Origin of the sequence: Paenibacillus sp. FSL K6-2862 (assembly GCF_038005125.1) — a bacterium.
Lineage (GTDB): Bacteria > Bacillota > Bacilli > Paenibacillales > Paenibacillaceae > Paenibacillus > Paenibacillus illinoisensis_A.
Window position 1 is genome coordinate 3,468,353 of record NZ_JBBOSN010000001.1, and the last position, 16,085, is coordinate 3,484,437.

A 16,085-nucleotide genomic window follows, 5' to 3' on the forward strand; every position below is an offset into this window, starting at 1 on the left:
ATAGTATGTAGTATATTCACAACAATCTCATTTCCCAAGTGCAGAACTACACCTGTTTTTTGAAAGGGGAGAACACCGTGACGACATCGAATCAAGCTAGTAGTGCTGCTGAATTAAAGCGTGTACTAGACACGATAGAACGGCTTCGGATACAGCGGCAACAGAACCCGGGTAAGATTGCCTCCCAGATCCAGAACAAGAAGCGATTTACCCAACAGGAATTGAATGATGAGGCTTGCGGCACATACAAAAACTTGCTGACAGGACGTTCACGGCGCTTGCCTGATCGTAAAACCCTTATGGACATCGCGAATTATTTGGATTGCACTGGCGAAGAACGGAATGATCTGCTTCTATCCGCAGGTTATGTGCCGATTCCCCTTCCCTTATCTGGCCGACAATTGGACAGGGTTCTGGACCAAGCCAGATCCATGCTGCATCAGTTGCCTTATCCGGGGATGATCGTGACCGATGTGCTGGATATCGTCGGATTTAATGAGGCTTTCTGTAACTTGTTTGGTCTGACCGATTTCTATTTTGCCTCTAATCCGCCTAATATGATTGATCTTCACTTCAATGAGGATATGCCTATCCGAGCAGCTTCTTCATTTGACGAGAAGTCGCAGGCCCGCTGGGAATCCCATGGAATTGTTGGCATTCAAGCCTTTAAGAGCCACCACCCAGCTCTATTTGTTGACCCTAAGTATGCGCGTTTTCATAGGATGATGGAGAAATATCCAGAGCTGCACGAGTTTTGGAATAGAGAGGCATGGACGGTTGAGCAGGATTTAACTACGGCGAAACATTTCCTCGCAAGGCAGCCATGCTCAGCAGAACGTAAACCTATACGGTATAACCAACTACACCTTGCTGTGACCTATCAAGCTTACCCGCGAATCGAATTCTTTGTACCGGCGGATGAATCCGCACGGCAAGTGTTTGCTGCTTGGGGTTGTGCTACCGATTGCTCATTTAAAAGTTGGCGCTACGTATGATGTAAATGGCGATTTGAACAGGTAAAACTGTTCGTAGCTTGGGAAGGCCAAGCAGGAAAGAGGGAGAGGGAACGTACGCATTAGCTCAAGACAAGAATAGATGCAATTCCTAATATATTGAAGGACACAAATAGCAAGCCGTGCAAGAAATGCCGCCAGCTTGCTTTCTTTTTTCTACCCCACACAATTAACTAACCTGGCAAACTTGAGAAGTGGCTTGTTGAGAAAACTCGTACAAAATTCGAGTCGTTTGATCCATAAGTGATCATCCGATCAATCCCCCATACTTGTTTATGATTGAGCTAGATTAGACAGCGACAGCCAGGGAATTGAAAGTAAGTCAACGACTAGTCGTATTTTGGTTAATCTTGCGTTTCCCGGTCTCTTAATCAATTTAACGTCTTCGCCGTTCAGTGCTCATCCACTCAGGAGTCCAGCTTTGTTCTTTATCGTCAATACGTTTGCCCGGTGGATTAATGGCATCGATAGCATCCAACACATTTGTATCGAGTTTCACCTTAGACCCAGAGATATAGGCTTGTAATTGACCTATGGTACGTGGTCCCCACAGGGTTGATGTGACAAACGGATGACTTTGCGTAAAAGCAATCGCCATGTCCGCTAATGAAATCCCCACTTCATTTGCCAGTTGCTGCAACTTCTCAATGACCTTAAACTTATATTCATTTTCAGCCAATTCGGGATCTAATGTATCTGCATAGCCTTTTAATGCAGCAGCACGTGAACCGCTCTGTGCAGCCTGACCAGCTTTGTATTTTCCAGTTAGTAGGCCACCAGATAAGGGGCTGTACACAAACAGAGATAGTTCATAAAGCTTTGCTATCTCAGCAAGTTCAAACTCCATTCTTCGATTAATCATAGAATATGGCGTTTGCTCGCTTACGAAACGTTGAATATGAAATCGATCGCTACTGTTTTGTGCGTGAACAATTTGCCATCCCAGATGATTTGAAGTTCCGATATGATGAATTTTCCCTTCTTTCACCAAGTCGTTTAATGTCACTAGAATCTCTTCGTAAGCAACGAATTCAAAAGGAAGATGAAGTTGATAAAGATCTATATAGTCGGTTTGTAAACGTAACAGGCTTTGTTCAACAGCGGTTCGTATCCATCCTCGTGATGCACCATTTTGGTTTATTTTATCAGCAGCTTCCGCTCCAAATTTAGAAGCTACTATGACATTCTGCCGTTTATTCTTAATCGCTTTACCGATAATACGCTCTGATTCCCCTTTTCCGTAGATATTAGATGTATCAATCAAGTTGATTCCGAAGTCTAAAGCTTCATCAATGATTTTTATGCTCTCATCTTCGCTTGCTCTTGTTCCAAAACTTGATCCGCCTAATGAAAACGCACTAACTTTTGTACCTGTCTTCCCAAGATATCGATATTCCATGGTACCCTCCTAAATGTAGTCAGCTTAAAATAATAAACACATGTTGATTAAAGCTGTAGAACCTATTATAATTTGACATTATTGGATGATCAATAAACACAAAAGGCTACGTGTTGATTAATAGACACGACGTGAAAATTGTTCACAAATATATACAATTTCAGACTAGGAGAAAAATAGTGATCAAAAATAGTACTGATATGAGAGTGATCCGTAGTCGCACACTAATGGAGAATGCATTGATATTTATATTAGAAAATGAAGGTATTAAGGGGTTGTCCGTTAAAAACCTTTGTAAAATAGCAGGAATTAATCGAGGAACATTTTATTTGCATTTTAATGATATTTTTCATCTGATAGAGGAAACTGAGTTTGTTCAGGGATTATTACGTGTATTCGAACCCATCAATATTCAAGAGTTAATGAGCCACGAGTACGATAATGCAGCTTACCCTCCAATCACGAAAGCCTTTCAGTACTTGCATGTTCATGCTAACTTCTTTAAAACACTAATTTGTTCGGGAGCTCCAACTGAATTAAGAGAGCGACTCCAATATTTGGTGGGCACACGAATGTTTGAAAATTTAACAAAAGATCCAGCCTATATGTTTTCTGACTATGCAATTGCTTATTTAGGAAATGCACAGTTTGGAATTATTCAGCACTGGTTTATGACAAATCGTGCATTTCCACCAGAAGATATAGCGAGGATATTAACCGGATTTATCCGCAAATCTCCGTGTCTTGTTTAATGAGGATTATTGAGGAATTTCAAATTTGAAGAGCACCAGTTCACTTTTTGAACTGGTGCTCTCATTATTAATGACTTTAAGAATGTAGCATTTTAAGCACTGCAGATGCTGAATCCATGTTGCTCTATGTACGTGCTTCCACTGTTTATAGAACGCTATAATAGCCAAGCCTGGCCTAAGTATATAATTAATAAGGACGGTCACCAATAATGGAAATCCGTTCCGCTATGCGACGGTTTGGATAATAACCGGAAGAAGCGTAATGCTGGGTCGAACGGTTAGCCCACAGCGCAATTGAATTTTTCTCCCAATGGAAGCGCACTTGGTATTCTGGAATTTCTGCCTGACGGAACAGGTACTGGAGCAGCTCCTCTCCTTCCTTCTCATCCAGGCCAACAATTCGGGTCGTAAATACCCGATTAACAAACAGGGTTTTCCGCCCCGTCTCCGGATGCGTGCGAACAACCGGATGTTCGGCTGCAGGGAATTCCGCCTGCTTCTGTGCCAGCAGCTCAGGCGGCATTGACCGTCCGAAGGTTGGCGTGAAACCGTGAATGGCCTACAGCCCGTCAATGCGCTCCTTCACCTCATCCGGAAGGTTGTCATAAGCAGCGCCCATATCCGCCCACACCGTATCCCCGCCTTGCGGCGGCACCTCGGACAAGCGAAGAACGGCACCCATGGAAGGCTCAAGACGCCAAGTGACATCCGCATGCCAGTTGTTCTCCTGCCCCTTCATATTCGCATCTTTCTCGAAACGGGTAAACTCCGCTGCCGCACCCTTTGGTAGGAACGGATGATTCTCAAGTTCTCCCCAAAGGCATGCGCAATTTATCAGGGGTTAATAAATAAAATTATCTTATTCTGGATAATGAATTTAACGGGCGAAAGTTCGTAAGTGACCTCCCATGGAAGTCAATGAGATTAACGCATTCTGGTTGTCCATCGTTACTTTCAAACTGCTGAAAGGGTATCTCCGTTATAAATATATATCACAAACGACGTCATTCAGGACCTACGAGCACGCCATGGTCCTGTTTGGCTCTTGAAGTTAGCTATGGTTTCCTGCTCGAGTTATTACAAGTGAAGAAAGAAAAAGCATAGCAGCGACAATTGTACATCTCGAATAGCCCCTATTTAGTTACAGCAAGATTTGAAAAGTGCATTTTTAACCTCTGTGTTATCTTGAGATCATTCATAATAATTCAAAAAGAACGGAGGGCATGAAGTAAATTATGGTAGTTAATATGCTGAATCAATCGGCAGTTTCTTGATAGGTGCATAAATGTGGAAGGCAGATTGAAAATTGTGTATATCATCAAAAGTTTGAATGAGCTCAATATGTGAATCCTCGGTTTCCTGTCTGGAAATTTTCAAAAATCTTGCATAATCAGTTTTAAGGATATCTCCTATTTCAAGGAGATCACCGAAATACTTGAATTTGGCACAGAAGAGTTGTGGTACGTCAATAGTAAAATAAAAAGGTTTATTGATCTGAATGTCATGCGGAATTCCAAACAGGACTTTAAAGCGGGTTGAATTAGGTTGGCAATTGGAATAGATGACATAACATGGACCACTTATTGTTTTATCAATGGTCTGCAACAATTTGTCAGAATGAGAGCGAATCTTTGTCTTATAATCATCTTCAGCCAGATCAACTTCAAAAGCTATTCCGGTAACCCGTATGGATTCAAAGTCTGTTAGGGTGAAGTCAGTGACAATATCACCATTGATGTTCTTTACGGGTCTTTTGACCACTGAAGGCATTGGTGTTAGAGGGATTTTCATATTTTGTACTCTTAGAGCGCTCGGGGTTATTCCATATTGGCGTTTAAAAGCACGAGTAAATGATGATTGGGCTCCAAAGTTAAGTAGGTACGAAATATCTGTAAGGGATAATTGATCGGATTGTATGAATTGTAGTGAAGCATTCAATCTTCTGGAAAGTATGTAATTGTTTAAGGAAGAACCTGTTATGGCAGAAAACAGTCTGTGAAAGTAATATTTCGACATGTTGACTGTATCCGCTACAGAATCTAATGATAAGGGCTGATCTAAATTGTTCTCAATATGGAGTAGAGCGCTCTCTATGACTGCGTAATGGTCCATAATAACCTCCAATACATTTTTCAGGTTAACTCAGCAATGATATACCTAGACAGTAATTAATTTAAGGAGGTACGGTACAATGACGCAAGACAGAAGGAATGGAATTATAATCGGAATTTTTTATATTGTTGCTGCAGTCACTTCAGTTATCGCTGTTATCTCTTATGAGCCGGTATTATCTGAACAATGGTATTTGTCCGTGGCAAATGGTTTTAAAACAAAGGTCTTGCTCGGAGTACTTAACGATCTCATACTCGTTCTAACTGCAGTTGGTACATCGGTTATGCTGTTCCCTTATCTTCGTCGTTGGAATGAACAACTCGCGTTAGGATATCTATGCTTTCGATTCATGGAAGCTGTGCTTATTGCCGTTGGTGTGGTAAGTATACTAGGTTTAGTGCAGCTTAGTATATATTATGAAGGAAACAGCTTAGCGAGTATAGAAAATCTTAAAGAGCTCGGTTACATGCTGCAAGCTTTTCATCGATGGACATCGATGTTAGGTCCTAATTTTATGCTCGGTATTAATACTGCACTGTATAGCTATTTACTTTTTAGAACAAGGTTGGTTCCAAGAACGTTAGCGCTATCTGGTATTATTACTGCTACACTTGTATTTATAGCGGGTCTTTTAGAAATGTTCGGTATTATAGAACCTCTTTCTGCAGTAAAAGGAGTGATTGCTCTTCCCGTTGGCGTATATGAGTTGAGTTTGTCTGTATGGTTAATTGCAAAGGGATTTGACAAGAAAAACCTCAAGAAACTAGAAGCGAACTAGGGATGTAGTCCTCAATATTTAATTTATCCACCTCACCTTTACTACACTTAAATCTTTTGAATTGCCATTTCAATTGGTTTGTTAAATTTCGCATTCTTCGAATTCTCTACGGTTTCATGATGCCAATAAAGAATAAGAACATTTTTGTATTCATAGATGTTCGGTATTTGCATATCATACTTTTCCTTTTGATGATTGAAATCATGTAGACCTTCTTTTCGATCTGTCTCTGAATTAAAAATGTATACTGAAATGTACTCTTTATAAACTTCTTTTACAGTTAGTCGAGACACAGAAAACCTGTTGGCGTTAACGTTATTTAATACCCAATCATTATTCAGTTTCTCTTTAAACATATCAATTCCCTCAATTTTTAGGCCGGCTGTCACTTTTTCCAAAGTAAGATTGTTTTCGTTTTCCGTCACAAGTTTCACTTTATCATTCACATTCAATGGCTCATTTCCCGTTTGATTAGAAAAGCATCCAGTTAGAATGAAGCAAATGCCTATCAGTTTAAATATCATATTTTTCATTATAATCCCCCTTATCATCAGTTATCGACGTTCCGAAATGGAGGAAGGTTGCTAAGATAAGGAATTATAATATTATGTCGATCCTGCCCGCAGGTTCTTTTTTTTTGTTCGCAATATAGCCCCCAAAAATCCTCCCTGACTCAAAACTTGCCTTACTTATTATTGTCCAGATCGGAAATTCACGTTGAATTGTGTGGTCTTCACAGGAAACAAAAAAGTCGCTAAAATAGCGTCATAAATGGGATTATGTTCTTGTCCCTCGACATTTTTCATGTTAATAATGTCAGGAGACCCCCTCAATTAATTGTGTACATAGGTCATATCATCAACTCTTCGTCTATCGGATATTCCCATAGTCCCAGTTTTCCCTTCGCGGGAATATAGGGCTTCAGCAGACGGAAACCCGCTATTTCCCACGCAAAATAACCTGGACTATAATCGCCTAACAGTAAGTCCTCACCCGTCACAACCTTCCCGCAATCCAGAATGGCTGACGTATGATTAGCGTCGATGACTTGATAACAATTGGAAAGCTCGCAAGTTGCAAGGATCACCCCTGTAGGGAGGTTTTGTTGCGTATAGCCATTCTTGGCGAGTAAAGAGCGTATGGGTTCATATTTGCAGGCCTGCTTATCGACTTTCTGGCTTGCATGAATGGCCAACGGACCGCGATAACGGGTCTTCCAGGATCTTGTTTCATAGAGAGTCTCGCCTTGGACGAGCAGGGTCGCCCAGGGTTGAATCATAGATAATACTTTCATTCCTCTACGCTCCATTCCTGTTCATAATGAATTACTATTCCCCAAACATCCTCGAGACTTTCCATACTCGTATGATGCGACTCTAGATATAAACCGAGACCTCCCTGCTTAAATAACATCAATTCAAATTAACAACAAACAAACCGTTGATCATCATGAATCAGATCAACAGTTTGTTAAATGTGGAAACAGCAATTTTATTACTGTTCTTTATACACGCGTACATAATCCACTTGCATAGTCGCCGGGATATCGGAGGCGTTCGGAGTACGGCCTCCGTCAAAGTTTCCGCCGATTGCCAAGTTCATAATGAGGTAGAACGGCTCATCGAAAGGTGCATTCGGATTATTCGGTGCAGCTGCGGAATACCACTGATCGTTAGTGACTTTATAGTAAAACTTGCCGTCTACATACCATTTGATATTGTCCTCTTCCCAGACTACCGAGTATACATGATAATCATTGGCGAAAGTTTGCCCCTCCGGGAAGTGATAATCCCCGCCCAAATACTGGTTCGCGGGCCATTGTCCACCAAAGTGTATGGTACCGCTTACTGATCCAGGCAGACGGCCTCTCGCTTCCATAACATCAATTTCACCTGATGCAGCCCAAGTACCGTATACCGAGTCTTGTGGAAGCATCCATAGTGCTGGCCATACACCATCACCTGTAGGAAGCTTGGCGCGAAAATCAACTCTCCCGTACTTCAAGGACAATTTATCCTTGGTGTTAATCTTGCCAGAAGAATACTGTGCATACCGATTCGGATCCTGCGGGAAAGATTTGCTATCGTTCATGGCTTTGATATTCAGCTTTCCGTCCTGTACATATACATTTTGGGTGCTGTTCGTGTAGTGCTGCAGCTCTGCATTACCCCATCCCCATGTAGCGGGATCGTTGTTGAGATAATAGCCTGTTTCATAGTTCCATTTGCTTGTATCCAGCGTAGTTCCGTTAAACTCATCCTGCCAGATAAGGTTCATGCCCGCGATTGCCGGGTTGGTTGGCGTCCCGATGGAGATATCCTCTTGATCGGATACATCCGGACGCGGAGCATTTGGATTGCCAATGAAGGTATAGTTGACAAAGTTGTTGCCAATATTCCCACCCGCCTGTCCGTTCAGTGGATATCCAATACGAATCTGCATATTCTCTTGGATCGGCTGAAACCAAAGGCCATAGACGTAATCGGCCCAGTATCCCCATTGATTGGCATCGGACATATTGTTGTACCCATTACCGGAGTATGCAAATTTGCTCTGGCTGGAGTTACTCAAATCAACCCATTGCCCATTGATGTTAATCTGGTATACAAAATTGCCCAGTTCCTTGGCGATTGGCGCCCCCCCATCAATTTTCGGAAGCGGAACCCCAATGGAACCATTTGCATCTGCTGTGAAGGTTGTTCCTTCATATGGCGTAATCACATATGAATTTCTTGTAGGTTCATTAAACGTAATCGTATAAACAAGATTAGCCGAAGAAGTCTTTGATTCCAATTTGACATTAATCGACTCCGTTACGTTAAACCAGTATCCGCCGCCGCCATCTGTGAATTGGCCAAAATTGTGGTCGTAGATCCAGCCGCTGGCTGCGTTATTGTCAATATCGATCCAGGTGCTGCTGTTAACAGGTTTAACATACACCTTCAGATCATCCGCAACAGCTTCATAAGTGACCGCAGGATCATTGTTAAACGTTGGATATGTAAAGCCTGCACCGCCTGTGAAACTTGCTGTGATCTGTGGACCTTGTGTTGCATTCATCGCTGTGATGGTCGTTTTGTTGATGTTTTGGAATACAAGTTGATACTCCAGCTTAACACCATTTGCTTTGGAGTACAGTTGAATCTCGGTTGTTGCGGAGAGGGTGAACCAATAGCCATTGAAACCTCCATCGCTCCAGTGCCCCCAGTTTTGGTTATAGATAAACCCCCCTGCCTGGTCGATATCAACCCAGTTGTTGCCCACTTTTACATTAACGCCTACATCACTGTTTACATCATTCCATGTCGCGGAGCCTCCATTGAACTTAGGCATAACAAATCCGTAGCTGGCCTTGCCAACACCTGATTTTGAAATAACAGGCCCGTCTGCTGGTGAGAAGTACTCCATTGAGGTTACGGTAGTTCCCGCAGCTTGAACCTTTGAAGCTGGGAGTATGCCAACACTAGCCAGCATCACAACCACAAGGAACATACCAAGTACCTTTTTCATAAATCGTTTCTCCGTAAAATGAGATGGTTTCATCATTGCCCTCCTTTAATAGAATAATAGATTCTCCCAATCCATGCGTATTAAGGTAATCGCTTACATGAGGGATGTCTTTATTCTATCGAATAGGATAAATTGCTGAAAAGGTACAATTGTTTTTGTGGTATCCCAATTTTTTGGATTTTGATTCAATCTGCCCTCTGCCGCATCATCTGTCGGTACTCTGTGGGTTGGATCTGCATCACAAGTCGGAATGCGCGTGTAAAGCTTTTGTAACTTTCATAGCCTACCATAGCAGCCACCTCAACAATTTTATAATCGGTTTCGGCGAGAAGCCGCCGCGCTTTATCCAGACGCACATCTCGTAGGTATTCAGCAAAACCTTTACCAATATTCTTCTTAAACAGATTTGAAAAATAAGCATAATTAAGCGATACATGATTGGATACCATCGCGAGGTCCAGAGGTTTGTGGTAACTCTCGTGGATAAAACGAATGGCTTCATTTAGATCCTGCGAATGACGATAGCTGCACTTATAGTCATAATAGAACTGATTGAGCCGAAGCAGCTGTTGTTGCAGTGCTTGTATATAATCACGCATCCCTGGATAATCAAAGAGATTACGCAATGATTCAAGGTTCAGCTTTTCTTCCCCCATATAAGGGCGGATAACCTGTTCGTATTCCTCCATCATCTGAACGGTGGCGGCGCAGAGGTGTTGGGTATAGCGAATAGGATAGCGTTGCAGCACCTTTTTGTGAAATATTGCAGAAATACCCTTAGTAATGGTTCCACTGTTATCTGTTCCAACCGACTGGAAAAGTTCATATAAGTCTTCATAGGGAAGCTGCCACTGCTGCTCCATATGCTCGATATGCGCTGGGAAGATACTGTACTGATCAGGAAACAGGTAACTGTGGCGATAGAGCTCAAGCACTTGGGTATAGCTGTCTGGTAGTGCTTTTAACCCCGAAATCGGATTAGTCATGGCCGTTATGGAAGCGATCTTTGCTTCCTTGAGCGCTGCAGGCAAAACACTTGGATCTATGGACGCATCCACAGCAATGATAAGGTATGGGCGATGCTGCAGGCAAATACAACCTTGTCTGCCAAACACCCGATAAGCAATGGATTCCATGCTATGGGCGCTGCTGGCTCCGGGCTGGCTCATGCAAGCATCTTCTCGCAGCAGGGCCAGGCGATAATTTCGCCATAACGCCTCATGTTGTTCCTCAATCTGAACAATCCATGCATCATCACTTAACGCACCTTGCATAAACATTCTTAATTCTTTACGATTAGTCTCTTGGGCTAGACGGGAAACATGCTGCATATTATGCGTAAGTGCCTGCCGTGTCTGGATCTCCTGCCATACATGCTCCAGGGAATTTTTCAGATCCTCTCGTTTCAAAGGTTTTAGCAAGTAGCCTTTTGCACCAAGCCCGATCGCTTTTTGGGCATATGTAAAATCACTATAACCGCTGATAATAAGGTATTCCACATCTATGGATTCCTCTTTGGTTTGAGCCATAAGTGCCAACCCATCCATATCCGGCATCCTGATATCGGTAATAACGATGTGAATGCAGTGCTGCCGCAATAGGGTCAGTGCCTCAATCCCGCTCGCGGCACAGTATATGTTGTTCAGCTCCAGAGGAAATTGATGCAGCATGGCCTGCAGGCCGTCGCGAATGTGTTTTTGATCGTCCACAATCAGGATATTAATCATGCTCTACCACCCTCCGAGATTTTCATTTTCCCAAGGCAAACGTATCGTTACACAGGTATATGCACCTTGCACACTCTCAATCCAAAGACCGCAATTCTTGCCATAATGAAGCTGCAACCGCTTATTCACATTTTCCAAACCAAGTCCGCTCCTGCGAGTAACCATCGGCGTATCTGATTCGCTCCGCAGTACCGCCTGAAGACGATGTAACGTCTCAGGTTCTAACCCCTCTCCGTCATCTCTAATGTTAATGAAAAGTAGACTGTCATCCTCCACAGAAAAGGTAATCTCTATAGCTACCCCGCCGCCCGAAGGTGCCCCGTGATGAATTGCATTTTCAACGATGGGCTGCATACACATTTTGGGAATGGCGTAGCGAAGTATCTCCTGAGGAAGATCTGCCGTCATAACGATACTGCCGCCTTCCATAAAGTTGATAAATTCAATATAACTTTGGATATTGGCAAGCTCCTCCCGAAAAGCAACGGTATCGCTACGCCACTGCATGCTGTAGCGCAGCTGGGAGCCGAGCGACACCAATGAATTGGCTATAGCAGGCTGCCTCTGTACCTCTGCCACCATGCGGATCGATTCCAGGGCGTTATATAAAAAATGGGAGTTAATCTGCGAATGCAGGGAGTGAAGCTGTGCGTTTTTCGCAATTAACTGCTTATCCACGACCTGTGTCATTAGACGTTTGACCTCATGTAACATTTTATTGTAATTCACCGCCACCTCATCGATTTCATCTCCTCTTTCATTCTCATCAAGGCCTGTATCAATCATTGCATCCAGCTCGCCTTTCCGTACCTGACGCATGGATACCAGTACGCTGTCCAACCGTCGGAAAATACGCTGCGTCGTTTGGGATACGAGTAACATAATCAGCAGCAATACACATAATGTAATCGTTACCACAAATGCATACCAACTGCGCGGCCCCTTCATCAATGCCTGATGAGAAGCAATATCGACCACATAAGTGTTCAACGGAGCGATGTATCGATACAATGCATAGTAGCTCTGATCTCCTACTTTAACCTGAAGTGGGCTTTCCTGCTGCGATATATCGAGCTGGCGATGAATACTGCCAAGGATCTCCTCCAGCCCCTGCCCGTACTTTTCAGAAAACTCATGCTGCGGGTTGTAAACATACTGGGGAGGATCGCTTGCGTTCATCAACACCGAAAAGAAGTCCCCCTTGCTCTCCTGGAGCAGGTCGCTGAAAAACATGCTGTGCGGGACTCGCACTTCCATAATACTAGGGCGTTTTTGTTCCTGCCCTTGAAGGCGAACCAGACGATAGTAGGATAAGGTGTGTTCACCATCCCTAAAAGAAAATAAACGGTAAGCCGCACCACCTTCATCCCGAAGCTTTGTCCAGTAATCCTGCGGCCAAAATTTCTGATAATGATAGATTTCAGGCCAGATTTCATACAGGTTTGGGTTATCGACGTAAAAGCTAAGCTCACTGATCATCGCATTGCTTTGAATAATATTGAGCATTTGCTCAAATTGATTTTGCTTAAACTTTACCAAGCGTAGTCCATCCACAAGCATATTGGAATGAATAAAATCCACAAATGACTTTTGAGTTAGGGCTGTATTGGAAGCGTTCTCAATCATATCCATTCTTCTGCGCAATTGTTCATTCAGCCATGAAACATGGCTGTTGCCCGTTGCCATAGCGTCCTTATATAGCTGCGTTTCTTGCATGCGGATATACACAAAGGATATCAAAATAACCGGTATGGCAATCATCAGGCTAAATGCCAGAAACAGCTTCTGGGATATACGGGCATTGCGATAAAGCTTCCTCAATCTCGTCAGTAGGTATTTCATTCTGATGTATTCACCACCTTTGTTATACCCTATATTACGAGTGTAATAATGTATTAGGAAATGGTTATCTGGCTATCTTGGCTTTCCGCAGTTCCAGTTCAGCCTGGCGATATTCCATCACCTGGTTGAAGCCGTAGTTCACACGACGGATCAGAAAATTTTCAAAAATTTTGTCAAAGGCAGCTTCATCCTTCGCTGTAATCAGTTCTGGCAGTACTTCTTCCCAATTCTGAGAAATACGTGACCAGGCTAACGCTATATCGGAATCACCTACAGGATCTAATCCCTAATAGATGCCGCTGTCCAGATCGGCCTGTTGGTTGGCGAACTCCTCCATTTGCTTAATGGATGGGGTATGCTCTGGTCTCCACTGGTTAACGAAAGCAGGATTTCTCAGCATCCAGTAGGTATCCATTATGCCATATTCCTTTTCCAGCCGCTCCCGATCCTTGTCATGCAACTGGACCATTGCCGCCTTTAACTGCGGTTTACCGTTCTGCATCGTCCAGGTTTCACCTTCTTTGCCCAAAAATAAATCCCGTTGGCCTTCTTCGCTGGCCAGATAGGTCAAAAATCGGATGGCTCGTTCAGGGTTTTTCGTGGATCTGCTAATCATCGTAACCATCCAGCCGTCCATGCTGCCGGGGAACAGTTTGGCGGGTTCTCCCCTGCTGTTCCGGGGGCCATCTACAGCGATATAGTATGAATTCTGGTTCGTAAGTACTTCCAATTTCGAATTGAGGTCCGATATGTCTGTCCATTCCCGGATCATCATAAAATATTGGGCATGGTTGGTTTTTTCCTGCACCTGTGCACTGGAGTCGACCAGAAAATCAACATTAATCAGGCCCTGCTCGTAAGCGGTACGAAACGTTTTCAACCACTCGATATAATCGGGATCTGTCATTCGGTCGTATACTTTACCGTTCTGCTCATGGGGGATCGCAAGCAGATTTTGCAAATATTCGGTCATCCCATAGGAAGCATTCCCCTGTGCCCAAAATGGACTGATCAGCTGGCCTTTATAAACCGAATATTGATTCTTTAGCAACTGTAGTGCATTTAGAAAACCTTTCGGCGTGCTAAGGTCCGGTTTGCCCATCGACTCATAGAGATCTTTACGTACGAGAAAGGTTTGGTTTGCTCCCGTCAAGCCGGTTGAACGCATCTGTTCGGGACTGTACGCATCATTGGGAATAACATAGGTATGGCCGTCTTCCTGCCGATACCATTGTAGAGCACCATCACTTGCTAACTTGTAAAAGTAAGGATCATACTGGTTGGCTAACTCATCCAGGGCATAGATGAGATGACTCTCTCGAAGTTTGTTAACCGCACTTTCCCAGGAGCCGATGGTTATCAAATCCGGCAGACTACCGGTCGTCAACATCCGTGATAACATCTCGCTTGGTTCATCAGTTGCTACTTCGAATTCGATATTGACCCCTGTTTTTTGGGTGATATATTTGGAAGTCAGGCTCTCCCCCCAAGTGTGCCCGTACCATTCGGCTCCAACGAACCACGTTAGATTGACGGGGGTGGTATCCAGCTTCCATGATGGTTCTTCCATATTAGGGCTCTGTATCTGCTCCGTGAAGTCAGCCTTTGTCAAAGCATCCCTATCTTCCGATTGCTCTGACTCAGAACAAGCAGTCAGGCCTGACATCAGACACATCATCAACAAGGCTAAAATATAAGGACTTCGAAACATGTATACCTAAGCGCCTCCTTTCGATACTTGCCTTTTCCAATTCCCATCTGTCCCAGCATTCCTACTAGTGGTGGTACAACCGATTTTACTATCCTTGGATTAAAATGGAAATGTTTTAGTGGTCGATTCTCATATGATCCACATCATTCGCCTAACGAAATATAACTTGTACTGATATAACAAAATAGCCGCTAAAATAGCGACTTTCAATATGACTTATAGAGGAAGCATTCGCCTCAATCTCGCTGCGCAGATCATCCGGAATCATGCCCGTCGCCGTTGCTCCCCCCGGAAACAACATATTGACCGAAATTCCAGATTCCTTAAGATCCTCTGCCATGATCGCTGACAGCGATTCTGTTGCGGCACGCGACGGACCGTACGGAACAAAACCCTTTCTTTTCATGGTCTCATGATTCATTGAGATGTTAATGATTCGTCCTTTTCCTTGTTCAATCATGAGTGAGGTAAATCCTAGCGCTACCAGAAAATAACCGGTGAGTTGGTTTCGATAAGATCGCGGAAGCCTGGGATCGAATGCATACATTAAATCCTATGTGATATCATGTATCTAATCAATCGAGAGGGAGAGAACTGCAGTTGTTGAAATGTTCTTCATGCCATTAAACGTTACAGCTTTCATATTCACCCTACTGTTATGGCGTGCCTTGGATTTGCCTGCATGCTCTTAATATAGAATTGAAGAGTGAGGATCATACATTCGATTCACGGTATTTTCGATAGGATAATCGAAGTTCTAACTGTCTACTCTATTCTATATTTAATCTTCGATATTCATCCTTGTTCAATGTCTTCTCTACATAATCCTGACCCCAATCACAAAGAGCTCGCAAAGTAGGTTCAAGTGACATACCCATTTCTGATATTGCATATTCCACTTTTGGTGGTACCTGATTGTACACTTTTCTTATAATCAAATGATTACTCTCCAACTCCCGCAGCGACTGTACTAACATTTTCTGAGAAATGGATGGTATGAGCCTTTTCAATTCACCGGTCCGTTTAGGTCCTTTTATTAAGTAATACAGAATAAGAGGTCTCCACTTCCCACCAATGACATCTAAGGTAATTTCCAGATCGCAATAAATAGTTTTCAATGGAGAAACACCATCCCTCATTTAATTTCCATTATTATAGTACACTTATTGATTAAATCCACCTTCTTGCCATATATGCTGTCTGTTTTTATCAATACGCTTGTCATAATAAGGAAAAGGGAG

At 43.1% G+C, this 16,085-nt stretch carries 13 protein-coding genes and 1 pseudogene; 3 read left to right on the plus strand and 11 right to left on the minus strand.

Annotated features, from left to right (window positions below; genetic code table 11):
* Positions 1–77: 77 nt before the first annotated feature.
* Positions 78–995: an MmyB family transcriptional regulator gene (locus MHB82_RS15750; RefSeq protein ID WP_341175222.1), complete on the plus strand. Its 918-nt coding sequence runs from the start codon at positions 78–80 to the stop codon at positions 993–995.
* A 394-nt stretch (positions 996–1,389) separates the two neighbouring features.
* Here MHB82_RS15750 and MHB82_RS15755 read toward each other — a convergent pair whose 3' ends face one another.
* On the minus strand, positions 1,390–2,412 hold the full coding sequence (locus tag MHB82_RS15755; protein ID WP_095357889.1) for an aldo/keto reductase: 1,023 nt from the start codon (positions 2,410–2,412) through the stop codon (positions 1,390–1,392).
* A 179-nt stretch (positions 2,413–2,591) separates the two neighbouring features.
* Here MHB82_RS15755 and MHB82_RS15760 point away from each other — a divergent pair, with 179 nt between their 5' ends.
* Positions 2,592–3,164 (plus strand): TetR/AcrR family transcriptional regulator, encoded by a 573-nt coding sequence (locus MHB82_RS15760; protein WP_255247805.1) that lies wholly within the window; start codon positions 2,592–2,594, stop codon positions 3,162–3,164.
* Between the two features lie 187 nt (positions 3,165–3,351).
* Here MHB82_RS15760 and MHB82_RS15765 read toward each other — a convergent pair.
* Both MHB82_RS15765 and MHB82_RS15770 read right to left on the minus strand, forming a co-directional pair.
* Positions 3,352–3,990, minus strand: a pseudogene (locus MHB82_RS15765) (TauD/TfdA dioxygenase family protein); the annotation flags it as partial.
* A 416-nt stretch (positions 3,991–4,406) separates the two neighbouring features.
* On the minus strand, positions 4,407–5,276 hold the full coding sequence (locus tag MHB82_RS15770; RefSeq protein ID WP_095357888.1) for a helix-turn-helix transcriptional regulator: 870 nt from the start codon (positions 5,274–5,276) through the stop codon (positions 4,407–4,409).
* 79 nt (positions 5,277–5,355) lie between these two features.
* Here MHB82_RS15770 and MHB82_RS15775 point away from each other — a divergent pair, with 79 nt between their 5' ends.
* Entirely contained in the window at positions 5,356–6,054 is a 699-nt protein-coding gene (locus MHB82_RS15775; protein WP_341175223.1) for a DUF4386 domain-containing protein, read from the plus strand.
* Positions 6,055–6,101: 47 nt separating this feature from the next.
* Here MHB82_RS15775 and MHB82_RS15780 read toward each other — a convergent pair whose 3' ends face one another.
* From MHB82_RS15780 to MHB82_RS15815, 8 genes are all read right to left on the minus strand, one after another.
* The gene (locus MHB82_RS15780) at positions 6,102–6,587 is read right to left on the minus strand and encodes a hypothetical protein (protein WP_341175224.1); all 486 of its coding nucleotides are present in this window, start codon (positions 6,585–6,587) and stop codon (positions 6,102–6,104) included.
* 317 nt (positions 6,588–6,904) lie between these two features.
* The gene (locus MHB82_RS15785; RefSeq protein WP_341175225.1) at positions 6,905–7,348 is read right to left on the minus strand and encodes a 2-oxoglutarate dehydrogenase E1; all 444 of its coding nucleotides are present in this window, start codon (positions 7,346–7,348) and stop codon (positions 6,905–6,907) included.
* 200 nt (positions 7,349–7,548) lie between these two features.
* A complete protein-coding gene (locus MHB82_RS15790) occupies positions 7,549–9,597 on the minus strand; it encodes a glycoside hydrolase family 16 protein (RefSeq protein WP_341175226.1) in 2,049 nt (682 codons plus the stop codon).
* Between the two features lie 152 nt (positions 9,598–9,749).
* A complete protein-coding gene (locus tag MHB82_RS15795) occupies positions 9,750–11,291 on the minus strand; it encodes a response regulator (protein WP_341175227.1) in 1,542 nt (513 codons plus the stop codon).
* A gap of 3 nt (positions 11,292–11,294) precedes the next feature.
* Positions 11,295–13,133, minus strand: coding sequence for a sensor histidine kinase (locus tag MHB82_RS15800; protein WP_095357883.1), 1,839 nt, complete (start codon positions 13,131–13,133; stop codon positions 11,295–11,297).
* A gap of 286 nt (positions 13,134–13,419) precedes the next feature.
* Entirely contained in the window at positions 13,420–14,844 is a 1,425-nt protein-coding gene (locus tag MHB82_RS15805; protein ID WP_341175228.1) for an extracellular solute-binding protein, read from the minus strand.
* A 151-nt stretch (positions 14,845–14,995) separates the two neighbouring features.
* The gene (locus tag MHB82_RS15810; RefSeq protein WP_341175229.1) at positions 14,996–15,304 is read right to left on the minus strand and encodes an SDR family NAD(P)-dependent oxidoreductase; all 309 of its coding nucleotides are present in this window, start codon (positions 15,302–15,304) and stop codon (positions 14,996–14,998) included.
* Between the two features lie 310 nt (positions 15,305–15,614).
* Positions 15,615–15,962 (minus strand): winged helix-turn-helix transcriptional regulator, encoded by a 348-nt coding sequence (locus MHB82_RS15815; RefSeq protein ID WP_437126802.1) that lies wholly within the window; start codon positions 15,960–15,962, stop codon positions 15,615–15,617.
* Positions 15,963–16,085: the final 123 nt, after the last annotated feature.

Excerpts from the sequence above, each read along its gene's own strand:
- MHB82_RS15755 (WP_095357889.1), bottom strand. The coding sequence starts at position 2,412 with ATGGAATATCGATATCTTGGGAAGACAGGTACAAAAGTTAGTGCGTTT.
- MHB82_RS15770 (WP_095357888.1), bottom strand. The coding sequence starts at position 5,276 with ATGGACCATTACGCAGTCATAGAGAGCGCTCTACTCCATATTGAGAAC.
- MHB82_RS15775 (WP_341175223.1), top strand. The coding sequence starts at position 5,356 with ATGACGCAAGACAGAAGGAATGGAATTATAATCGGAATTTTTTATATT.
- MHB82_RS15780 (WP_341175224.1), bottom strand. The coding sequence starts at position 6,587 with ATGAAAAATATGATATTTAAACTGATAGGCATTTGCTTCATTCTAACT.
- MHB82_RS15785 (WP_341175225.1), bottom strand. The coding sequence starts at position 7,348 with ATGAAAGTATTATCTATGATTCAACCCTGGGCGACCCTGCTCGTCCAA.
- MHB82_RS15790 (WP_341175226.1), bottom strand. The coding sequence starts at position 9,597 with ATGAAACCATCTCATTTTACGGAGAAACGATTTATGAAAAAGGTACTT.
- MHB82_RS15795 (WP_341175227.1), bottom strand. The coding sequence starts at position 11,291 with ATGATTAATATCCTGATTGTGGACGATCAAAAACACATTCGCGACGGC.
- MHB82_RS15800 (WP_095357883.1), bottom strand. The coding sequence starts at position 13,133 with ATGAAATACCTACTGACGAGATTGAGGAAGCTTTATCGCAATGCCCGT.
- MHB82_RS15805 (WP_341175228.1), bottom strand. The coding sequence starts at position 14,844 with ATGTTTCGAAGTCCTTATATTTTAGCCTTGTTGATGATGTGTCTGATG.
- MHB82_RS15810 (WP_341175229.1), bottom strand. The coding sequence starts at position 15,304 with ATGATTGAACAAGGAAAAGGACGAATCATTAACATCTCAATGAATCAT.